The sequence below is a fragment of the Bradyrhizobium sp. AUGA SZCCT0222 genome (genome assembly GCF_018130205.1).
In the GTDB taxonomy this organism is placed as follows: Bacteria; Pseudomonadota; Alphaproteobacteria; order Rhizobiales; family Xanthobacteraceae; genus Bradyrhizobium.
Genome location: NZ_JAFCLX010000003.1, coordinates 200,868 through 222,354 on the forward strand (window position 1 = coordinate 200,868; position 21,487 = coordinate 222,354).

Sequence of the window (21,487 nt, forward strand, 5' to 3'; positions counted from 1 at the left end):
TGCATATTGCACGCGCGCACCTGTTCCATGACGCTCGGTAATCCACCAGGCTGAGTCGTTCGGCCCGGTGATTGTAACCAGCCGGGACCATCCGCGCGATGTTCTTCCCAAAGATCAATGTGAAGAATGACCCGGCCAAGCACTGGCACAGGCCCGATCGGCACTTCTTCGCCAATGGCGCCTGTCAGGTGCTGGCCTTCGCTTTTCTGGAACGATACCCGGACCTTGGCTTCCACGCCCGCTGGATCAAACCCACGGCCGGGTTCACCGGCAACCACATCTATGTGACGGATGGCATCAACGCCTTCGACTATCACGGCCTCACGACGGAACAGCGCCTGCTCGCCTTCGGTTTCAAGCGCGGCCGCCGGTTTTTTCCCGGCTGGGACGCAAGCCTGGTGGACTTGCCAGCCGACATTCTGGTTTCGGAACAGCGCTCGCGGCAAATCGAGGGGCTCTGGCTGCGAGAACCAAAGCAGTTCCTCCATGATGCTCTGCCTCGAGCACGCAATTTCCTCGACAGATTCGGCGATATCAAACGCCGGCTGAAGTGACGTCCACCGCTTGCCGAAGGCGATCGCCGTCAATGCGTGGCGGCGGCGTGCTTGGCGTTTTCGGCGGAATCATTCGACAGCTTGTCGACATAGGCAATGCCGATCGCGGACAGAATGAAAACCGTATGGATGATGGTCTGCCACATCACGCCGGTTTCGGTGTAGGAGCCCTTGCCCGAAGCGAGATTCCCGGCCTCGATGAAGGTGCGCAAAAGATGGATCGACGAGATGCCGATGATGGCCATCGCGAGCTTGATCTTGAGCACGCTGGCGTTGACGTGGCTGAGCCATTCCGGCTGGTCGGGATGCCCTTGCAGATTGAGACGGGAGACGAACGTCTCATAGCCGCCGACGATGACCATCACCAGGAGGTTCGAAATCATCACCACGTCGATCAGGCCGAGGACCGCCAGCATGATCTGCTGCTCGCTGAAATCGAAGGCGTGGGCGAACAGGTGCCACAACTCCTTCAGAAACAGCACCACATAGACGCCCTGCGCGACGATCAGGCCGATATAAAGCGGCAATTGCAGCCAGCGGGAGCTGAAGATCAGGAACGGGATCGGACGCAATGCCTTCCTCTCAGCTGGGGGCGGCAACGGCGTTTCCGGCGTCATGGACATGGTCGGGGGTCTCTCTGTGCGGGACTTGGGTGGGGCAATCGCGGCCAATCTAATAGCCGGATATGGCACCCTCCGGACGGGCGGAATTGAGCGGCCATTTGGCGCAGGCGGAGTAGCGCCTGCGACACGGCTCCGTCATCTCAGCGCGAACCACAGCTCAGCGCGTCAGCTTCTTGTACTTCACGCGATGCGGGATGATGGAATCCTGACCCAGCCGGCGCATCTTGTCCTTCTCGTAATCCTGGAAATTGCCTTCGAACCATTCGACATGGCTTTCCCCTTCGAAGGCCAGGATGTGGGTGGCGATGCGGTCGAGGAACCAGCGGTCATGGCTGATAATGACGGCGCAGCCGGCGAAGTTCTCCAGCGCCTCTTCCAGCGCGCGCAACGTGTCGACGTCGAGATCGTTGGTCGGTTCGTCGAGCAGCAGCAGGTTGGCGCCGGACTTGAGCATCTTGGCCAGATGCACGCGGTTGCGCTCACCGCCCGACAGCGCGCCGACCTTCTTCTGCTGGTCGGCGCCCTTGAAGTTGAACGACGAACAATAGCCGCGCGAGTTGACTTCGCGCTTGCCGAGCAAGATCAACTCGTTGCCGCCCGAAATTTCCTCCCACACGTTCTTCTTGCCGTCGAGATCGTCGCGCGACTGGTCGACGTAACCGAGATGCACGCTTTCACCGACGGTGATCGTGCCCTTGTCCGGCGTCTCCTGCTGGGTGATCATCCGGAACAGCGTGGTCTTGCCGGCGCCGTTGGCGCCGATCACGCCGACGATGCCGCCCGGCGGCAGCTTGAAGGTGAGGTCGTCGATCAGCATGCGGTCGCCAAAGCCCTTGCTGAGGCCTTCGAAGTCGACGACGTTCTGGCCGAGCCGCTCGGCCACGGGGATCGTGATCTGCGCGGTCTGGGTCTGCTTCTCGCTGGCCTGCTTCAGCAGGTCCTCGTAGCGCTGGTAGCGCGCCTTGGACTTGGCCTGGCGCGCCTTGGGCGACGACGCAATCCACTCCTGCTCGCGCTCAAGCGTCTTCTGGTGCGCGGCGTCCTCGCGGCCTTCCTGCAAGAGGCGCTTCTGCTTCTGCACCAGCCAGGACGAATAATTGCCCTCGTAGGGAATGCCCTTGCCGCGATCGAGTTCGAGGATCCAGCTCGTGACGTTGTCGAGGAAGTAGCGGTCATGGGTCACGATCAGGATCGCGCCGGGATAGTTGCGCAAATGGCCTTCCAGCCACGACACCGACTCGGCGTCGAGATGGTTGGTCGGCTCGTCGAGCAGCAGCAGGTCCGGCTGGTCGAGCAGCAGCTTGCACAATGCCACGCGGCGGCGCTCACCGCCCGACAGCTTGGTGACGTCGGCATCGTCGGGCGGACAGCGCAGCGCGTCCATCGCCTGATCGACCTTGCTGTCGAGATCCCACAGGCCGGCGGCCTCGATCTCGTCCTGCAGCTTGGTCATCTCGTCGGCGGTCTCTTCCGAGTAATTCATCGCCAGTTCGTTGTAGCGATCGAGGATCGCCTTCTGCTTGGCCACGCCCAGCATGACGTTCTCGCGGACCGTCTTGGTCTCGTCGAGATGCGGCTCCTGCTCAAGGTAGCCGACCCGGGCGCCCTCGGCGACCCAGGCCTCGCCGTTATATTCCTTGTCGAGGCCGGCCATGATCCGCAGCAGGGTCGATTTACCGGAACCGTTGACGCCGAGCACGCCGATCTTGGCGTCCGGGTAGAACGATAGATGGACGTTATCGAGCACCTTGCGGGTCGGGTAGCTCTTGGTCAGACCCTGCATGAAATAGACGAACTGGCGAGCCATCGCGATCCCTTGAAACCAGAGGATTTATGGAAATTTTGCTGCCGCTGATGTAGCGGCGCGGCCCCCAAAGGGCAACCGCGGGAACGCGTTTTCTGTTCGTTCACCACGGATGAATACGGGATGGTCACCATGTGCGGGCATGTGTGCGCCAGATCACGACAATTGAAACCTTCTTTTAATAAATCAGGCCAAAAGTCGTTCAAGACACCGAAAAACGGCGTCTCCGCGGCAAAGCCCGCGAATGGAAACCAGAGACCGCGTCATGGCGACGACCAGTTCGGCATCCCTTTCCACCCCGGCGCACGGCCACGGCCTTGCAAAGCCGCTCGCCGAACTTCGCAACTTCTGGCGTCAGTTCGTCGCCAAGGCCTTCAATCCCTATCGTCCGGAACTGCACTATATGCGCGGCCCCGGCCCCGCCTGGCGCGCCAAGCACCTCTCCCGCTCGAACTGAGCTTCCCGGAATTTTGACCTGGCCCCGCTTTTGGGCCGCTTGCGCAGCCCTCGATTGCGCGCGACCATGGCTATCTCCCCTGACGGACCAATCCGCCGTCACCCTCGCCATGATCGGACTTTCCAATGACGCGGCTGCGCTGTGCAATCCTCGACGACTATCTCGATGTGGCCCTGAAGGTCGCCGACTGGTCCCAAATCGCCGACCGGGTTGATGTCACCGTCTTCAACCAGCCGTTTGCGAACGCGGAAACCGCCGCCAGTGCGCTGAAGGATTTCGAGATCATCTGCGCGATGCGCGAGCGCACGCCGTTTCCGCGCACGATGTTTGCGGCGCTGCCGAAGCTGAAACTGCTGATCACATCGGGCATGCGCAACGCCGCGATCGACATGGAAGCCGCCAAGGACCACGGCGTGGTGCTGTGCGGCACCCAATGGGGCCGCGATCCCACCGCGCCGCTGACCATGGGCCTGATCCTGGAATTGACCCGCAATATCGGCCGCGAGAATGCGCGGATGCATGCCGGCGAGCCGCTGCAGAAATTCGTCGGCATGGAGATCGAGGGCCGCACGCTCGGCGTGATCGGCCTCGGCAAGCTCGGCACCAAGGTCTCAAAACTGGCGCAGGCCTTCGGCATGAACGTGATCGCCTGGAGCCCGAATCTCACGCCCGAGAAATGCGCGGAAGCCGGCGTCGGCTACGCCTCCAAGGAGGAATTGTTCGCCACATCAGACATCATCACCGTGCATGTGGTGCTGGGTCCGCGCTCACGCGGGCTGGTCGGACGCGAAGACCTCGCCCGCATGAAACCGACCGCCTACCTCGTCAACACGGCGCGAGGGCCGATCGTTGACGAAGGCGCGCTGCTGGAAGCGCTGCAACAGAAAAAGATCGCGGGCGCCGGCATCGACGTGTTCTCGGTCGAGCCGCTGCCGGTCGAGCATCCCTTCCGCAAGCTCGACAACCTCGTGCTGACGCCGCATCTCGGCTACGTCACCGAGGACAGCTTTCGCAACCACTATCGCCAGATGGTCGAAGGCATCGACGCCTGGTTCAAGGGCGAGGCGCTGCGGAAGCTGGCTTGAGGACGCCGGTCTCACCCTCAACCAAAAATATCGAAAACAACCCCGTGCAAAGTAGCCGTCAGCCGCCGGCATCGATGCTTTGAGCGTTGACACGTCGGGCAAATCAGCAGCCCAGCATCCCCGCAAACTCGATCACCTCGTGCTGTCGCCGCACCTCGGCTACGTCACCGACGAAGCTCGTCTGAGGGCGCGAGCGCTCACAGTGTCATTGCGAGCGAAGCAATCCGCGCAAAGAAAGCTGGATTGCTTCGCTTCGCTCGCAATGACGAAAAAAAGGCCCGCTGTGCGGGCCTTTTTTATAGCGGTCGTGTCTAGGCTTAGCGTACCGTCACCGGCGCGGGCAGCGGGGGCACCACGGTCGGCTGCATGCCGGGAACCGGAGCGAGCTGCGCTTGAGCCGGCGCGCCCTGGGCAGTTGCAGGCGCCAAGCCTTGAGCAGGCGCGGCCGAAGCGGTCGCGGTTCCAGGCGGCGGACCACCGGGCATCACGACGACGCGGGTGCCGACTTTGACGCGTTCGAACAGGTCGGACACGTCCTCGTTCAGCATGCCGATGCAACCCGACGAGACGAACTTGCCGATCGTCGACGGCTGGTTGGTGCCGTGGATGCGGTAGACGGTCGAACCCAGATACATCGCGCGGGCACCCATCGGGTTGCCGGGGCCGCCGGCCATGAAGCGCGGCAGATAGGGCTGACGCTCGATCATCTCCGACGGCGGATGCCAATCCGGCCACTCGGCCTTGCGGCTGACCTTCTGCACGCCGGTCCAGGTGAAGCCATCGCGGCCGACGCGGACGCCGTAGCGGATCGCGCGGCCACCGCCGAGCACGTAATAGAGGTAGGTATTCGGCGTATCGACGACCAGCGTGCCGGCGGGCTCCTTGGTCGCGAACGAAACTTCCTGACGGCGCAGATGCGGCGGAAGCTGCACGGGCGCCGCTTCCGGCTGTTCTTCCGGCGGCAATGCGGAAAGCACCATCGGCCTGCCGTCAGCGCCAACAGCAGGCTGCTGCTGGGGTTGCACGGCGCCGGTGACGGCGGGTCCGCCGCCGACGGCTTCCGGCGGCCGCAAGCGGTCGTCGCTCGGATAGACCACGCCTGCAGCGGGAACACGGCCATCGCCGCGATCGGAGTAGATCACCGGGGGAGGACCGGCAGGACGGCCGTAACGCGGATCATCCGGCGAAAGGACGGGACCCGTGGGCATCGGCGGGCCGCGGTCGGAATACATCGGCCGGCCGTAGCGCGGGTCGTTCGGCGACAGCACCGGACCAGGCGGCGGCAGAGCGGTCGAACTCCGGGCGTTCGGCGCCTCGTCGTCTTCGTCGTCCAAGGCATCGAAATCGGGCGTGCCGGGTCCGCGGCGCTGATCGATGCCATAACCACCGGGAACATACGGTCCCGGTGCTGCCGAATAGGTCGAGCCAGCGGGATAGCCCTGCTGTGCCTGGGCAAGCGAAATTCCTGCCGAGGCAGCAGCGACGGCAGCGCAAATCGTCAGAATACGGTTAATCATCATCGCTCTTGTATAGTCCCCAAGCCACACCGGACCGTTAACGGCAGATGACGGAAGATAGCGGCGCATTCAAGACAAATCCGTCAAATTCGGCCCAAATCGGTCATTTTGTGATGGGCCGTGAACGCTGCGGCAAAGATGCCGCACGGCGCGAAAAACATTGATTACCGGCGTAGAGCCTTTTCCGTTCCGATTGAATCGGAACGGGGCTCTAGATTCTTGATTTGACGCGTTTTCTTGACGCGAACCGGGTGCCCACTTCGCTGGAAAACGCTCTAGCGCCGCCATTGGCCGCCAATTTTGTAACAAACAGGTTAGAGACGTTGAGATACTCTCGAATCGGCCTGATTCGCGGTGCGAATCCAGCCGCTTCCCAGTGGTCACCGCGTTCCCTTGGCATCAACAGCCCTGCATGCTCCCGGCAAGGCGGAACTCGCGTCCATGCTCCCCGGTTTTCGCTTTCTGTTCGCCGCGATCGTGCTGTCGATGTCGGTTCTGGTCTTTGGGCTTGGTGCGGCGGCGCTGCTGCGTGCCGCGCATGAGCAATTTGCCAGCATCCCGTCGCGGCGGCTGCCGCCCGAACCCGTATTCGTCAGGCAGAACGAAGCACCGGTGCCGACGCTGGCCCTGCTGCGCGTCGAGCCCGATGTCGCGGAGAAGGTGCCTGACAATGTCGCGGCGACGATTATCGAGAGCGTGACCCCTGCCGCACAAGCTCCGGAAGCGCCGCCGGCTGAACCGGAAAAGACTGCTGCGCTGAAGCTGGACGAGCCCGTGAAGCTGAACGAGGTCGTGCCGGCCGAGACGGTGAAAGCGGAAATCCCGACGGCAGAAACAATACCGGCTGTTCAGGCCACGCCGGCAGAGGTGCCTGCCGCCGAAGCGCCTGCTGCCGAGACGCCTGCGGCCAATGAGCAAGTGAAGCTCGCGGCGATCGTGGAAACGCCGCCGCCGGCGACATCAGCCGTATCGACCGAGCCTGCGCCGGTGGCGGAAGCGCCCTCCCTGGAAGGCAACCTCGCCGCGATGAAGATCGCCACGCTGGGCGGTCCTGCCGTCGCTATCCAGGAAACGACTTCGGTGAAACCGGCGGCCGCGAAACCAGAGCGCAGCGTCAACCGGAAGCGGGCGCAGCGCGCCAAAGAGCGCCGGCGCATCATCGCGGCGCGACGCGCGCTGCAGGCGCGGCAGGTGGCTCAGCAAGCGGCCGACCCGTTTGCGCAACTAATCTCGCGCGGCAGATAATAAAACCCGCGGCGCTCAGGTGGGGCCGGTCGCAACCGGCGGCCCGTCCTGCTCACCCCATTCGGTCCATGAGCCGTCATATAGCGCACTGCCGCGGACGCCGAGGCGATAAAGCGCCAACGTCAGCACCAGCGCGGAGACGCCGGAGCCGCAACTCGTCACGATCGGCGCGTCGAGCTTGACGCCGGCGCCGACAAACACGCCGCGCAACTCCTCGAGCGACTTCATCGCACCGGTCGAGGCATCGAACAGCTGGTTGTAGGGCACGCTAAAACTGCCGGGAATATGCCCCGAACGCAGGCCCGGCCGCGGCTCGGGCACCTTGCCCTGGTAACGTTCGTTGGCGCGCGCATCGAGCACCTGCTCAGTGCGGCTGGTGAGGTTGTCGACCATCTGCTGGATGTTGCGCGTGTACCGCGGATCGAAGGTCGCCTTGAACGTCGCCGGCTTCGGCGTGACCTCACCGCTTTCGACCTTGCGGCCTTCGGCACGCCACTTCTTCAGGCCGCCATTCAGGATCCGGACATTCTGGTGTCCGAACGACAGGAACATCCACCACACGCGCGGTGCTGCGACCCACCCGCCGGAATCGTAGAGCACGACCGTATCGCCGTTTCCTATTCCAAGCCCGCCGACATCGCGGCCGAACTGCTCGGCGCTCGGGAACATGTGCGGCAGCGGATTGGAATGATCGGACACCGCGTCGACGTCGAAGAAGACCGCGCCCGGAAGGTGGGAAGCGAGATAATCGTCCTTCGGCAGCGGCAGAATGCCCGGCATCTTGAACGACGCGTCGATGATTTTGATGGTTGGATCGTCGAAATGCGCGGCGAGCCAGTCGGTGGAGACAAGCGGATCGTCGGTGGTGGTCATGTGTGCAGTTTCTTTCTGGTCATTCCGGGATGGTCCGAAGGACCAGACCCGGAATCTCGAGATTCCGGGTTCGATGCTAACGCATCGCCCCGGAATGACGATGGGAATGCTAGCCCTTCTTCTTCGGCTCCCACTTCTCGACCGGGCCGCCGGCGTCGCGCCAAGCGGCGAAACCGCCGGCCATGTGCGCGACCGGCTTCAGGCCCATGTCTTTCGCGGTCTTGGCCGCCAGCGCCGAACGCATGCCGCCGGCGCAGTGGAAGATGAATTTCTTGTCCTGCTGGAACACCGGCTTGGCGTAGGGGCTTTCCGGGTCGATCCAGAATTCCAGCATGCCGCGGGTGCAGGAGAACGCGCCGGGAATGCGGCCGTCGCGCTCGATCTCGCGGGGATCGCGGATATCGACGATGACCACGTCGTCGCTGGCAGCCGCCTTGATCGAATCCGCAGCGCTCAGGGTTTCGATCTCGGCATTGGCTTCGTCGATCAGGGATTTGATACCGCGGTGGATGGTCTGGGGCATTGATGTTCCCTCTTGATCCGTCATTCCGGGGCGATGCGGCAGCATCGAACCCGGAATCTCGATCGATTCATTTCCAATTATCTCGAGGTTCCGGGTTCGCGCTGCGCGCGCCCCGGAACGACGACGATAGCCCTCACCGCACCAGTTCCTTCATCGCGCCTTCGAGGCCTTCGATCGTGATCGGGTACATCCGCTCCGAGAACAGCCGGCGAATGATGGTGGTGGATTCCGAATAGTCCCAGTGCTTCTTCGCCACGGGATTGAGCCACACCGCGTGCGGATAGGTGCGCGTGATGCGATCGAGCCAGACCGAGCCGGCCTCCTCGTTAACGTGCTCGACCGAGCCGCCGGGGACCATGATTTCGTAAGGCGACATCGAGGCGTCGCCGACGAACACCACCTTGTAGTCGTGCGGGTACTTATGCAGCACGTCCCAGGTCGGCGTGCGGTCGGTGAAGCGCCGCTTGTTCTGCTTCCAGACGCCTTCATAGAGGCAGTTGTGGAAGTAGAAATATTCCATGTGCTTGAATTCGGTCTTCGCCGCCGAGAACAGTTCCTCGACCTGCTCGATATGCGAATCCATCGAGCCGCCGATATCGAAGAACACCAGCACCTTGACCGCGTTGCGCCGCTCGGGGCGCATATGCACGTCGAGATAGCCGTGATTGGCGGTCTCCTTGATCGTGGTGTCGAGGTCGAGTTCATCGGGCGCGCCGGTGCGGGCGAATTTGCGTAGCCGCCGCAGCGCGATCTTGATGTTGCGGATGCCAAGCTCGACATTGCCGTCGAGATCCTTGAACTCGCGCTTGTCCCACACCTTGACGGCGCGGTTGTTGCGGTTCTTTTCCTGGCCGATCCGCACCCCTTCGGGATTGTAGCCGTGGGCGCCGAACGGCGAGGTTCCTGCCGTGCCGATCCACTTGCTGCCGCCCTGGTGGCGGCCCTTCTGTTCCTCAAGCCGCTTGCGAAGCGTCTCCATGAGCTTGTCCCAGCCCATCGCCTCGATCTGCTTCTTCTCTTCCTCGGTGAGGTATTTCTCCGCGAGCTTCTTCAGCCATTCGGCGGGAATGTCCGCCTTCTCCATGGCGTCGAGCAGGTTCTCCAGCCCCTTGAACACGGAGCCGAACACACGGTCGAACTTGTCGAGGTTGCGTTCGTCCTTCACCAAAGCGGCGCGGGAGAGGTAATAGAAATTCTCCACCGTCTGATCGGCAAGGTCGGCGTCGAGCGCCTCCATCAGCGTCAAATATTCGCGCAGGGTCACCGGGACCTGTGCGTCACGCAGCGATGTGAAGAATTGCAAGAACATGGAATACAGATTGCCCGCCGGGCCGCGAACGTCAAGGGCTGGCGGATTCCCGACAGGGAAGGCCAGCGCATACCAGACAGGCCTAGACCGGGAGGGTTTTTCCTCTAGAATTGAGCCATAAAGGGCTTATTCCGGCAGGGGAAATTCAATGGGGATCATAGCTGCGCTGATCATCGGCGCGATTGCGGGCTGGCTGGCCGGGAAGATCGTGCGGGGCGCAGGCTTCGGGCTGATCGGCAACATCGTGATCGGCATCATCGGCGCGCTTCTCGCGGGCTGGCTGTTGCCGCAACTGGGCGTCAACCTCGGCGGCGGCTGGATTCGCGAGATCATCAACGCCACCATCGGCGGCGTGATCATCCTGGTGATCCTCTCGCTGGTCAAACGCTGAGAGGCGCGCATCACCTCCAATCGCGACCGCCGAGCCGGCGGTCGTTTACTGTTCAGGCCGGAAACGGCGCAGGAACGAACAACAAGGCAAAGAGATAGATGAAATTTACCGGCACCAAGGACTACGTCGCCACCGAAGACCTCAAGGTCGCGGTCAACGCCTCGATCGTGCTCGAGCGCCCGCTGCTGATCAAGGGCGAGCCCGGTACCGGCAAGACCGTGCTGGCCGAGGAAGTCGCCAAGGCGCTCGGCGCGCCGCTGTTGACCTGGCACATCAAGTCCACCACCAAGGCGCAGCAGGGCCTTTACGAATACGACGCGGTATCGCGGCTGCGCGACAGCCAGCTCGGCGACGCCAGGGTCTCCGACATCTCCAACTACATCAAGCGCGGCAAGCTGTGGGAAGCCTTCACCCATGACAAGCGCCCGGTGCTGCTGATCGACGAAATCGACAAGGCCGACATCGAATTCCCCAACGACCTCCTGCTCGAACTCGATCGCATGGAGTTCTTCGTCTACGAGACCGGCGAGAACATCAAGGCGAGCCTGCGCCCGATCGTGATGATCACTTCGAACAACGAGAAGGAATTGCCGGACGCGTTCCTGCGCCGCTGCTTCTTCCACTACATCAAGTTCCCCGACGCCGACACCATGGGCCGGATCGTCGACGTGCACTTCCCCAACATCAAGAAGCGCCTGGTCGAGGAAGCGCTGCGGATCTTCTTCGAGGTGCGCGAAGTGCCGGGGCTGAAGAAGAAGCCCTCGACGTCGGAGCTGCTCGACTGGCTCAAGCTGCTGCTCAACGAAGACATCACCCCGGAAATGCTGCGGGAGCGCGATCCGCGCAAGCTGATCCCGCCGCTGCACGGCGCGCTGCTGAAGAACGAGCAGGACGTGCATCTGTTCGAACGGCTGGCGTTCCTGAGCCGCCGCGAAGTGTAATCGGAAGACGACAACGCCAGAACCCGGGGTCCTGGCGTTTTGCTTTTGAAACGACAAAACCAACGACAAGAAGAACAGGGAAGATGAACGTTCAAACCCAGATTCACGCCGCCCCGCCCGGTCACACCGAACACTTCGACGTCCTGATCGCGGGCGCCGGGATCTCCGGCGTCGGCGCGGCCTATCATCTCACCACGCAATGTCCGGGCACGAGTTTCGTTGCTCTCGAAACCCAGAAGACGTTCGGCGGCACCTGGAGCACGCACCGTTATCCGGGCATCCGCTCGGACAGCGACCTGCATACGTTCGGCTATCGCTTCAAGCCGTGGACCTCGGCGCCGATCGCAAGCGCGGCCGAGATCCTCAAATATATGGGCGACGTGATCGAAGAGAACGATCTCGCCCGCCATATCCGCTATCAGCACACCATCAATTCGGCGACCTGGTCGAGCGAACAGAACCTCTGGACCATCGAAGCCACGCGGAGCGACACCGGCGAAAAGCTGCGCTTCACCACGAATTTCTTCTGGATGTGCCAGGGCTATTACCGCCACACCGAAGGCTATACGCCGGAGTGGAAGGACATGGCCAAGTTCAAGGGCCAAATCGTCCATCCGCAGAAATGGCCCGAAGATCTCGACTACAAGAACAAGCGCGTCATCGTGATCGGCTCCGGCGCCACCGCCGCGACGTTGATCCCGGCGCTGGCCAATGACGTGGCGCATGTCACCATGCTGCAGCGTTCGCCGACCTATTTCCGCACCGGCCGCAACGCGATCGAAATCGCAGAGCAACTGCGGCAGTTGCAGGTCGACGAGAAGTGGATCCACGAAATCACGCGGCGCAAGATCCTGTTCGATCAGGACGCGTTCACCCGCAAGACGTTCGAGGAGCCGGAAGCGGCCAAGAAGGATCTGCTGTCGGCGGTGGAGGCCTATCTCGGCAAGGACTACGACATCGCTACCCACTTCACGCCGAAATACCGGCCGTGGCGGCAGCGCATCGCCTTCATTCCCGACGGCGATTTGTTCCAGGGCATCAAGTCGGGCAAGGCTTCGGTCGTCACCGACGAGATCGAGTGCTTCACCGAGAAGGGCATCCTGCTGAAGTCCGGCAAGGAGCTGGAAGCCGACATCATCGTCACCGCGACCGGCTTCAACCTCAGTGCAAACGGCGACATCGAATTCGCGGTCGATGGCAAGAAGCTCGATTTCGCCGATACCGTGACCTATCGCGGCATGATGTTCACCGGCGTACCCAATCTGGTCTGGGTGTTCGGCTATTTCCGCGCCAGCTGGACCTTGCGCGTCGACCTCGTCGCCGATTTCGTGTGCCGGCTGCTGAACCACATGAAGGACACCGGCGCGAAGAAAGTCGTGCCGCAGCTTCGGCCGGAAGACCACAACATGCCGCTGCTGCCCTGGATCGATGCTGAAAATTTCAATCCCGGCTACATGATGCGCGGCATGCACCTGCTGCCCAAGCGCGGCGACAAGCCGGAATGGCAGCACAACCAGGATTACTGGGCGGAGAAGGATGAATTTCCGGCCATCGACCTGAAGGACCACGTCTTCGTTTATGGCTCCTGACGATAGTCGCCGAGTGACGGAGACATCCGTCACTCGGCGAGCTGTCAGTTGAGATGGGCCTCAATCACGTTGAAGCGGCCGGCTGGATAGATCGCGGCGAGGCGGAAGCCGCTTTGGGCAAGCAGTTCGGCATACTGCCGCTCGGTGCGCTCGAGCCCGCCCGGCCCGCGAAGCATATTCAGATCGCTCAGTGCGTGCGCCCTGTGCTCGTCGGTCGTCGTTGGCGATTCCGGCATCAGCCGTTCGACCAACAGCAATTTGCCACTGCCCGGCAGCGCCTGGCGGCAGTTCCGCAAGATTGAAGTGCTGCGGACGTCATCCCAATCGTGGATGATGCTCTTGAGGATGATCGCGTCAGTGGCCGGCGGCACGCGTTGAAAGAAATCGCCGGCCGCGAAATCCACGCGGTCACTCACATCGATGTATCGAAGATGGCTGGTTGCAGCCTCCGCGCACCTCGGAAGGTCGAAGACAGTTCCGCGCAGCTGCCGGTTTTGCCGGGCGATGGCGCCGAGCAATTCGCCGGACCCGCCTCCGACATCCATCAGGTGGGACAATCCGCTGAAGTCGTAGCATCGCAGAATTTCCGGCGTGACCAGCCGCGTAAGGTCCGTCATCGCCGCGTTGAATTTGGCGACGCTGCCCGGCGTTTGCCCCATCAAATCGAAGCTGTTCTCAAGCCCCATAAGTTGAGCGCCGGTCTTGCCGGTCATTATCGTTTCGAGCAGGCCGCCCCAGGACTTTGTGAGCATCTCCGCTTCCAGGATGGCCCACGCCTTGAACGATTGCTCGGATGCGCCGTCGAGGCAGGCCCCCACGTCAGTCAGTGCGTAGGAATTGTCGCTGGTCCGCGCGCACAGGCCGATGGTGGAAAGTGCGGTGAGCAGACGTCCGAGCGCCCGCTCGTCCGCGCCGGTCGCCGCTGCAAGGTTGCCCACCGTCTGCGGGCCGTCCCGCAGAAGCTCCGCCAGCCCCAGTCTCACCGCGACATGGATCACCGCAGTGATGCGGTGCGACTGTATCAAGTCGAGAAGTTTGAGGGCCGGGAGTTGTGACGACATCGCCTCTCTCCGATCGCGAGTTTATTGCGGGTTCCGGATATCAATCACTTTGGTGAGCTGGCTGACCGCGGCTCGTTGCTTTTCGATCGCTTGTTTCAGCTCCTCGGTCGTTCCGTTGAGCACGTTATGCCCGCCTGTCTCCAGTTTGCGGCGAACATCGGCGTCCCGGCAGATCGCGGCGACATCAGCGGCAATTCGGTTTCTCAGCGCTTCGGACAGGGCCTTGCCACCAAAAATTCCTGCCATTCCAGCGATTTCAAGCTCGGGGTAACCGAGTTCGCGCACGGTCTTGATGTCGGGCAGCGTGGCTGCACGGCCTGGATTGGCGACGGCAAGAAAGCGCGCCTTTCCGGCCTGAACAGGCGAGGACGAGGCCGTCAATGAGGTCAGAAGCGCCTGTATCCGGCCCTCACCGAGGTCAGCCTGCGGCTGGGAGGCGTCGCGATAACTGACGAAATTCATCTTCAGATCGTGTTGTTTCAGGAATGCTGAAAATACAAATCGCGGCAGGGTCGGTCCGGACGCCCAGGCATATTTCTCGGGGCTGGTCCGCAGCGCCGCGATCAACTCCGGAATGCTGTTGACCGACAGCTGATTGCTGACCGCGAGCGTCAAAACGATCTCTGTGGTCGCCGCAATCGGCACCAGATCGTGGTTGACGTCGTATGGCAGCCGGTCGACGAGCAGTGGCGCCACCGTGATGGAGCCGGCCACCGTATACAACAACGCATGATCGTCCTGGTTTGCGACGAACGATCCGACGCCAATCGTACCTTCAGCGCCAGGCCGATCCTCGACCACGACTGGCTTGCCCCATTTTTTGCCTAGAGCGTCGGCGAAGATTCGGGCAGCGGCATCATTGGCGCTTCCGGGCGGAAAGGTCACGATCAGCTTGACCTGCCGCTCGGGCCAATCCGCTCTTGCCGACATCGGCGCAATAAGCGCCGTGACACAAGCCGCAAGAACAGCGATCGCGCGCAGCGCTCGCGCCTTGCACCAGGTGGATTGTCCTTGAGCTGAGCGATGAGCCGACCATGTTGAACTATGAGACACTTGCGAGAACATTGTCACGACTGCCTCCCATTCGTTACTGGCTTGGATTTACTGGCCTGGATTTGCGTTGCGGCTTTCGGCGACCGTTTCCGGGACGGGCGTAAGAATCATTCGCTTCAATGACGCGCACGAGCATGTCCAGCAACGCGCGCCGTTCGCCTGGCGATAGCGGCGCCAGCAGGCGCTCCTGAGCGGCAAGCAAGTCGGGACTTAAGCGGCGGCGCAACGCCGCGCCTCGTTCGGTCACGTAGAGCTTGCGCGCGCGCCGGTCATCGGGATCGATCTTCCGCTCGACGAGGCCCTTGCCCTCCAGTTCGTCGATCATCAGGCCAAAATTGACCACATCGACGCCCATGCGCTCGGCCACCTGTCTCTGGCCTCTCCCCGGCCGCTCCAGGACGGCCACGAGAACGCCGAAAAGCATCGGCGTCAGATCGTCACCGCTCAGTATCTCGGCGGTGACACCAAGGCAGATTTGATTGAAGCGACGCGCCAAATGAGCCGGCACCCGGTGGGACGGCAATACTTCCGCAGAAGCGTGCGGCTTGGCCATGAGCATCTCCAAAGGTAATAATTATTATTATAATAATTCTTACTTTATGTCAAACCGCCAAGAATTTAGATATATGTATACTATAATGGTAATATGGAACCATAAAAATTCGCGATTTGCCATTTATTGCGCACTAATGTATACATAATGAACTCATTGTGCCATGGAGTGCAGCCATGCCGTCATCCTTCCCGCTCAATGCCTGGTACGCCGCCGCCTGGGACGTCGATCTCAAGCACGCGCTGTTTCCCCGCACGATCTGCGGCAAGCATGTCGTGATGTACCGCCGCTCTGACGGCCAGGTGGCCGCGCTGGAGGACGCCTGCTGGCACCGGCTGGTGCCGCTGTCGAAGGGCCGGCTCGACGGCGACACCGTCGTCTGCGGCTATCACGGGCTGAAATACAACGCGCAGGGCCGCTGCACCTACATGCCCTCGCAGGAGACCATCAATCCTTCCGCCTGCGTGCGCTCCTATCCCGTGGTCGAGCGGCACCGCTTTGTCTGGCTGTGGATGGGCGACCCGGCGCTGGCCGATCCGGCGCTGGTGCCTGACATGCACTGGAACGACGATCCGGCATGGGCCGGCGACGGCAAGACCATTCAGGTGAAATGCGATTATCGCCTCGTGGTCGACAATCTGATGGACCTGACCCACGAGACCTTCGTGCACGGCTCCAGCATCGGCAACGACCACGTCGCCGAGGCCCCCTTCGACGTCACCCATGGCGAGCGCACCGTGACGGTGACGCGCTGGATGCGCGGCATCGAGGCGCCGCCGTTCTGGGCCGCACAGCTCGGCAAGCCCGGCCCGGTTGACCGCTGGCAGATCATCCATTTCCAGGCGCCCGGCACCGTCAATATCGATGTCGGCGTGGCGCCCGCCGGCACCGGCGCGCCGGAGGGCGACCGCTCGCAGGGCGTCAACGGCTTCGTGCTCAACACCATGACGCCGGAGACCGACACCACCTGCCACTATTTCTGGGCCTTCGTCCGCAACCACCGCCTGACCGAACAGAAGCTGACCACCGAGATCCGCGATGGCGTCTCCAATATTTTTCGCGAGGACGAGATCATCCTGGAGGCACAGCAGCGCGCAATGGACGAGAACCCGGACCGCACCTTCTACAATCTCAACATCGACGCCGGCGCGATGTGGGCGCGGCGCGTGATCGATCGCATGGTGGCCCACGAGACATCGCCGCCGACCACCGCGCAAGCCGCGGAGTGAGGCCATGAGCGAACGCGATTCCGAACGCTCGATCTCGCAGACGGTGCGGGCCCAGCTCGCGCTGCGCGACATGATCCTGTCCGGGCAATTGCGGCCTGGCGAGCGCATCAGCGAATTGCAGGCGGTCGAGATCACCAGCGTGTCGCGGACGCCGGTGCGGCTGGCGCTGGTCCGGCTCGAAGACGAAGGCCTGCTGCAGGCGATCCCCTCCGGCGGCTTCATGGTGAAGGCGTTCACCGAACGCGACATTCTCGATTCGATCGAGCTGCGCGGCACGCTGGAAGGCCTCGCCGCGCGCTTCGCCGCCGAACGCGGCGCCAGCGCGCGCAGCCTTGAACCGCTGAAGGAGTGCCTCGCCGACCTCGATCAGCTGGTTCGCCAGGATCCGGTCTCGGTCGAAGCTTTTTCCGCCTATGTGACCATGAACGCGCGCTTTCACGCGCTGCTCACCGAGCTATCCGCCAGCCCGCCGCTGATCCGGCAGATCGACCGCGTCTCGGCCTTGCCGTTTGCGTCGCCGAGCGGCTTCGTGATGGCGCAGTCGGCGCTGCCGGAAGCGCACCAGATCCTGCTGATCGGCCAGGACCATCACCGCATCGTGGTGGACGCAATCGAGAACCGCGAGGGCGGGCGCGCCGAAGCCATCATGCGCGAGCATTCGCGGCTCGCCGCACGCAATCTGCGGCTGGCGCTGCGCAATCGCACGCATCTCGATCTGCTGCCCGCGCTCGCTCTGCTCCAATCGCCAGCCTAGAGCCATTTCCGTTCCGATTCGATCGGAACGGGGCTCTAGATTCTTGTTTTGACGCGTTTTCCTGACGCGAACCGGTATCCACTTCTCTTGAAAACGCTCTAGGAGGGATCGTCATGCGCTTTGCCGAACAATGGAGCTGGTGCACGGTCGATGCGATCCGTGACGTCACGCCTGGCATCCGCGAATTCCGCCTGCGCCCTGACGGCGGCGTGGCGCCCTACCCGGCCGGCAGCCATCTCAACGTCGCGGTGCTGATCGACGGACAGCCCGCACGGCGGTCCTATTCGCTGGTCGGCGACCGCGATCCGGAAGTGTATCGCATCGCGGTGCGGCTGGCTCCGGACAGCCGCGGCGGCTCGCGCGCGATGTGGAGCCTCAAGCCCGGCGCGCGGATCGAAATCTCCAATCCAACATCGCTGCTCGACATCGACTGGAACAGGAAAAATTATTGCCTGATCGCGGGTGGCATCGGCATCACCCCGATATCAGGCATCGCCAGCGCCCTGCACCGGCGGAATATCGACCTGCGCCTGCACTACGCGGCGAAGTCGCGCGGCGACGCCGCCTATCTCGACGAATTGTCTTCCGTGCTCGCTGACCGGCTGATCGTCCACGCCAGCGACGAGGGCGAGCGGCTCGATCTCGATGCCACCTTCCGCGCACTGCCATCGGATGCGATTGCCATCATGTGCGGGCCGATGCGGATGCTGGAAGCGGCGCGGCGCGCCTGGAACGATGCGGGGCGGTCTCCCGCCGATCTGCGCTACGAGACATTCGGCTCCAGCGGCCTGCTGCCCACGGCGGAATTCCGTGTGCGCCTGAAGGACACCGGCGCCGAGCTGGTGGTCTCGCCCAACAGCTCGATGCTCGACGTGCTCAACGATGCCGGGTTCGAGGTGATCTCGGACTGCCAGCGCGGCGAATGCGGCGTCTGCGCGGTCGATGTCATCGCGGTCGATGGCGAGATCGACCACCGCGACGTGTTCTTCAGCGACCAGCAGAAGCGCGACAACCGCAAGATCTGCCCCTGCGTGTCACGCGCCGTGGGCGTGGTCACGATCGACACGCTGTACCGGGCTGAGGCGGCTCCCAGCCGCTAAAGCGTAACGGAATTGGCGGACGTCATCCTGAGGTGCGAGCCTTGCGGTGCACTTGCACCGCTGGGCGAGCCTCGAAGGATGGGCCACGGGCGCTTCTCATCCTTCGAGGCTCGCCGAAGAGGCTAGCACCTCAGGATGACGCGAGAACGTACGAGTGGGCCGCTTCAACCTAACTAAACTCGCGCCGCCTCCGGCGCGGCCTTGCCGCGGATCATGTCTGACGCCTTGTCGGCAATCATCATGATCGAGGCGTCGGCCACGCGCAAGCCCTGCGCGCGGCCCATGGCGCGCTCCTCAAGATGAGCTCTCCGGTCGCGGCGAAGTTTGCTCAATCGTCCCGGCGACCACATTGAACAGCTCGACTAGTGCCCTGACGCCGAGAACATATTCGCGGTCATTGCTGCAACCCTCGTAAGTCGCGACACCCGGCACAAGCCGACCCACCAAGCCGGCAGCCCCTTCGACGTCGAGCCCGAACTTCGGCTCGTCGACATGAAAGATACGAAACTTCAATGGGGACCACATGCGAAACATATTGCCGCCGAGCCAGATGCCAATCTCGAAAACGAGGCCGCTATCGGTCTTTTTCCGCCAACGGTTGCGAGAGTAACCTTGGAAGCCAAGTGCGGAGCAGAACTGTTCGAGGAATGGAATCACGTCCTTCTTCTTCTTCAACCCGTCCTTGGCGTCGATAGCCAACCGTTCGACTTCCACCGCCTGCGCACGGCGAAAGAGCGCGCTCCGGTGCTCCCTGAACTCCCGATCCTCCCAGACCTTCTTGTGATGCTCAAGCAGGCATTTGAGGAGCGGTGGATGCTGGTATGGCGGCTCAATGGGACCTCTCGCGGCGAAGAGTTCATCCAGAAACGCCGAGCGATATTGAGGTTGAATGGCGAAATACCTCATATCGGAATCGCACTTTCCTATCGACAGCATGGTCTCCAAAGCGACTTCGTCCCAGTATCGGTTGAGCATATCCGACTGCTGCTCGCCGCAGAACTCGATGATCTCGTTCTGCCACACGCTGTGGAGCGAGAAGCCAAGCGCCTCAAACGCGATCTGCGTCGGAACTCGACCCGGCCAGTTCGCTAACGCACGGAGGAGCGGATGGTCTTCCGTCAGTTGCGCTTCATCCACCGGCACGCTGAACCACCCCGTTACGCATAACCCGCCAGCTTCGCCGCCTCCGGCGCGGCCTTGCCGCGGATCATGTCGGAGGCCTTGTCGGCGATCATCATGGTCGAGGCGTTGAGATTGGCGGAGATCATCCGCGGCATGATCGAGGCATCGACCACGCGCAGACCCTGCAGCCCGTGCACGCGCAGCTGGTCGTCGACGACGGCCCATTTGGTATCCGCCGGCCCCATCCGGCAGGTGCAGCCGGGGTGGAACGTGGTGGTGCCGCGCTCGGTGGCAGCGGCGAGAAACTCGTCGTCGCTTTGCACTTTCGGTCCGGGGAAATCCTCATAGGCGTAATATTGCGCGAGTGGCGCGGAGGCGAGCAGCCGGCGCGCCAGCTTCATGCCGGCGACGACGACGCGGCGATCGAGCTCCTCGACCAGATAATTGGTCTGGATGATCGGCGGCGCAAACGGATCGGCCGAGCGGATGCGGACATAGCCGCGGCTTTCCGGGCGCTGCTGCCATGAGGCGATGGTCATGCCGGGCTCGTCTTCGAGCTGGCCCTGCACGCCCTCCTTGTAGCTTGCGGGCGTGAACGTCAGCTGCAGGTCGGAGCTTTCGGTGGTCTCGCCGGAATGCCAGAAGCAATAGACCATGGTCGGCGACAGCGACAGCAGCCCGCGCCGCGTCGTCGCCCACTTCAGCGCCTCGACCCAGAGACTCAATCCGCGCCGAAGTTCATTGATGGTCCTGATGTTCTTGACGCGTGCGACCGAGCGCGGCGCGTAATGATCCTGCAGGCCTTCGCCGACGCCTGATAGCGCGTGACGCACCTCGATGCCGTGCGACTGCAACAGCTCCGGCGAGCCGACGCCGGACAATTGCAGCACCTGCGGCGAATTGTAGGTGCCGCCGGACAGGATGACTTCCTTATTGGCGCGCACTTCGGTGGCAACGCCGCCCTTGCCGCCTTTCAGGTAGCGAACGCCGACCGCGCGCTTGCCCTCGAAGATGATGTTGGTGACGTGCGCATGGGTCCGCACATCGACATTCCCACGCTTTACCGCCGGATGCAGGAACGCGGTCGCGGCGCTGACGCGCAGGCCGTTTTTAATGGTGCGCTGGGCGTAGGAAACGCCCTCCTGGATCGCGCCGTTGTAATCGGGGTTGCGTGGAATGCCGAGACTCATGGCGCCCGCCATGAACGCCTCGCACAGCGGATCCTGCCAGTCCATCGTGGTGACTGTCAGATTGCCGTCGCGGCCGCGATAAGTGTCTTCGCCCTCGCCGACGCGCCGCTCCAGCCGCCTGAAATAGGGCAGTATGTCCGGATAGCCCCAGCTGCGATTGCCGAGCTGCGCCCAGGTATCGAAATCCTGGCGCTGGCCGCGGTTATAGATATGGCCGTTGATCGACGACGAACCACCGAGCGTCTTGCCGCGCGGCGCGTAGATGCTGCGGCCGCCGGTCCAGGGGCCGGGCTCCTGCTGATACGCCCAGTTGATGCTCTTCATGTGGAACGTCTTGATGAAGCCGGCCGGCAGATGGATGTAAGGATGCCAGTCCTTGCCCCCTGCTTCGAGCACGCAGACGCTGGTGCCCGCATCTTCGCTGAGGCGATTGGCGAGCACGCTGCCTGCGGAGCCCGCGCCAATGATCACATAATCGAACGTTTCCATCACACTTTTTTCTGCCGCGGGACTG

At 62.6% G+C, this 21,487-nt stretch carries 21 protein-coding genes; 10 read left to right on the forward strand and 11 right to left on the reverse strand.

The features are described from left to right. Nucleotides 1–98: 98 nt before the first annotated feature. The gene (locus JQ629_RS03810) at nucleotides 99–554 is read left to right on the forward strand and encodes a hypothetical protein (protein ID WP_212411298.1); all 456 of its coding nucleotides are present in this window, start codon (nucleotides 99–101) and stop codon (nucleotides 552–554) included. A 29-nt stretch (nucleotides 555–583) separates the two neighbouring features. Here the strand turns inward: JQ629_RS03810 and JQ629_RS03815 are convergent, their stop codons facing one another. Next, on the reverse strand, nucleotides 584–1,177 hold the full coding sequence (locus tag JQ629_RS03815) for a TIGR00645 family protein (protein ID WP_192740043.1): 594 nt from the start codon (nucleotides 1,175–1,177) through the stop codon (nucleotides 584–586). 157 nt (nucleotides 1,178–1,334) lie between these two features. After that, nucleotides 1,335–2,984, reverse strand: a complete 1,650-nt coding sequence (ettA, locus tag JQ629_RS03820; RefSeq protein WP_212266802.1) for an energy-dependent translational throttle protein EttA — start codon at nucleotides 2,982–2,984, stop codon at nucleotides 1,335–1,337. 262 nt (nucleotides 2,985–3,246) lie between these two features. Here ettA and JQ629_RS03825 point away from each other — a divergent pair, with 262 nt between their 5' ends. Both JQ629_RS03825 and JQ629_RS03830 read left to right on the forward strand, forming a co-directional pair. After that, nucleotides 3,247–3,438: a hypothetical protein gene (locus tag JQ629_RS03825; RefSeq protein ID WP_212411300.1), complete on the forward strand. Its 192-nt coding sequence runs from the start codon at nucleotides 3,247–3,249 to the stop codon at nucleotides 3,436–3,438. 125 nt (nucleotides 3,439–3,563) lie between these two features. Continuing rightward, nucleotides 3,564–4,523, forward strand: a complete 960-nt coding sequence (locus JQ629_RS03830; protein ID WP_212411301.1) for a D-2-hydroxyacid dehydrogenase family protein — start codon at nucleotides 3,564–3,566, stop codon at nucleotides 4,521–4,523. 317 nt (nucleotides 4,524–4,840) lie between these two features. On the opposite strand, the gene JQ629_RS03835 is transcribed toward JQ629_RS03830, so the two are convergent. After that, the gene (locus JQ629_RS03835) at nucleotides 4,841–6,043 is read right to left on the reverse strand and encodes a L,D-transpeptidase (protein ID WP_212411302.1); all 1,203 of its coding nucleotides are present in this window, start codon (nucleotides 6,041–6,043) and stop codon (nucleotides 4,841–4,843) included. A 438-nt stretch (nucleotides 6,044–6,481) separates the two neighbouring features. On the opposite strand from JQ629_RS03835, the gene JQ629_RS03840 reads away from it, so the two are divergent. Further along, nucleotides 6,482–7,285, forward strand: a complete 804-nt coding sequence (locus JQ629_RS03840) for a hypothetical protein (RefSeq protein ID WP_212411303.1) — start codon at nucleotides 6,482–6,484, stop codon at nucleotides 7,283–7,285. Nucleotides 7,286–7,300: 15 nt separating this feature from the next. Here JQ629_RS03840 and sseA read toward each other — a convergent pair whose 3' ends face one another. From sseA to JQ629_RS03855, 3 genes are all read right to left on the reverse strand, one after another. Continuing rightward, the gene (gene sseA / locus JQ629_RS03845) at nucleotides 7,301–8,158 is read right to left on the reverse strand and encodes a 3-mercaptopyruvate sulfurtransferase (protein ID WP_212411304.1); all 858 of its coding nucleotides are present in this window, start codon (nucleotides 8,156–8,158) and stop codon (nucleotides 7,301–7,303) included. 109 nt (nucleotides 8,159–8,267) lie between these two features. Next, on the reverse strand, nucleotides 8,268–8,681 hold the full coding sequence (locus JQ629_RS03850; protein ID WP_212389824.1) for a rhodanese-like domain-containing protein: 414 nt from the start codon (nucleotides 8,679–8,681) through the stop codon (nucleotides 8,268–8,270). Between the two features lie 133 nt (nucleotides 8,682–8,814). After that, nucleotides 8,815–9,990: a vWA domain-containing protein gene (locus JQ629_RS03855; RefSeq protein WP_192740051.1), complete on the reverse strand. Its 1,176-nt coding sequence runs from the start codon at nucleotides 9,988–9,990 to the stop codon at nucleotides 8,815–8,817. A gap of 148 nt (nucleotides 9,991–10,138) precedes the next feature. Here JQ629_RS03855 and JQ629_RS03860 point away from each other — a divergent pair, with 148 nt between their 5' ends. The 3 genes from JQ629_RS03860 (at nucleotide 10,139) to JQ629_RS03870 (ending at nucleotide 12,911) form a co-directional block, all read left to right on the forward strand. Next, nucleotides 10,139–10,381, forward strand: a complete 243-nt coding sequence (locus JQ629_RS03860) for a GlsB/YeaQ/YmgE family stress response membrane protein (RefSeq protein WP_212033892.1) — start codon at nucleotides 10,139–10,141, stop codon at nucleotides 10,379–10,381. A gap of 98 nt (nucleotides 10,382–10,479) precedes the next feature. Further along, nucleotides 10,480–11,322 carry an AAA family ATPase gene (locus JQ629_RS03865; protein WP_211997282.1) on the forward strand — a complete coding sequence of 281 codons (843 nt, stop codon included), beginning with the start codon at nucleotides 10,480–10,482 and terminating at the stop codon, nucleotides 11,320–11,322. Nucleotides 11,323–11,405: 83 nt separating this feature from the next. Beyond that, entirely contained in the window at nucleotides 11,406–12,911 is a 1,506-nt protein-coding gene (locus JQ629_RS03870; protein WP_212411305.1) for a flavin-containing monooxygenase, read from the forward strand. 44 nt (nucleotides 12,912–12,955) lie between these two features. Here the strand turns inward: JQ629_RS03870 and JQ629_RS03875 are convergent, their stop codons facing one another. Genes JQ629_RS03875 through JQ629_RS03885 form a run of 3 tightly spaced genes read right to left on the reverse strand, consistent with a single transcriptional unit; the run spans nucleotide 12,956 to nucleotide 15,578 of the window. Beyond that, complete coding sequence (locus tag JQ629_RS03875) at nucleotides 12,956–13,972, reverse strand: methyltransferase (RefSeq protein WP_249134800.1); 1,017 nt, start codon at nucleotides 13,970–13,972, stop codon at nucleotides 12,956–12,958. 21 nt (nucleotides 13,973–13,993) lie between these two features. After that, entirely contained in the window at nucleotides 13,994–15,037 is a 1,044-nt protein-coding gene (locus tag JQ629_RS03880) for a Bug family tripartite tricarboxylate transporter substrate binding protein (protein WP_249134812.1), read from the reverse strand. A gap of 22 nt (nucleotides 15,038–15,059) precedes the next feature. Continuing rightward, entirely contained in the window at nucleotides 15,060–15,578 is a 519-nt protein-coding gene (locus tag JQ629_RS03885) for a MarR family winged helix-turn-helix transcriptional regulator (RefSeq protein ID WP_212411308.1), read from the reverse strand. Nucleotides 15,579–15,754: 176 nt separating this feature from the next. Between JQ629_RS03885 and JQ629_RS03890 the strand changes: the two genes are divergently transcribed. From JQ629_RS03890 to JQ629_RS03900, 3 genes are all read left to right on the forward strand, one after another. Beyond that, nucleotides 15,755–16,807 carry an aromatic ring-hydroxylating dioxygenase subunit alpha gene (locus JQ629_RS03890; RefSeq protein WP_212411310.1) on the forward strand — a complete coding sequence of 351 codons (1,053 nt, stop codon included), beginning with the start codon at nucleotides 15,755–15,757 and terminating at the stop codon, nucleotides 16,805–16,807. Nucleotides 16,808–16,811: 4 nt separating this feature from the next. Then, nucleotides 16,812–17,561 (forward strand): GntR family transcriptional regulator, encoded by a 750-nt coding sequence (locus JQ629_RS03895; RefSeq protein WP_212266831.1) that lies wholly within the window; start codon nucleotides 16,812–16,814, stop codon nucleotides 17,559–17,561. 113 nt (nucleotides 17,562–17,674) lie between these two features. After that, nucleotides 17,675–18,661 carry a PDR/VanB family oxidoreductase gene (locus JQ629_RS03900; RefSeq protein WP_212411312.1) on the forward strand — a complete coding sequence of 329 codons (987 nt, stop codon included), beginning with the start codon at nucleotides 17,675–17,677 and terminating at the stop codon, nucleotides 18,659–18,661. Nucleotides 18,662–18,955: 294 nt separating this feature from the next. Here the strand turns inward: JQ629_RS03900 and JQ629_RS03905 are convergent, their stop codons facing one another. Further along, nucleotides 18,956–19,804, reverse strand: a complete 849-nt coding sequence (locus JQ629_RS03905) for a hypothetical protein (protein ID WP_349631207.1) — start codon at nucleotides 19,802–19,804, stop codon at nucleotides 18,956–18,958. Between the two features lie 14 nt (nucleotides 19,805–19,818). Next, nucleotides 19,819–21,462 carry a GMC family oxidoreductase gene (locus JQ629_RS03910; RefSeq protein ID WP_212411315.1) on the reverse strand — a complete coding sequence of 548 codons (1,644 nt, stop codon included), beginning with the start codon at nucleotides 21,460–21,462 and terminating at the stop codon, nucleotides 19,819–19,821. Between the last annotated feature and the right edge of the window lie 25 nt (nucleotides 21,463–21,487).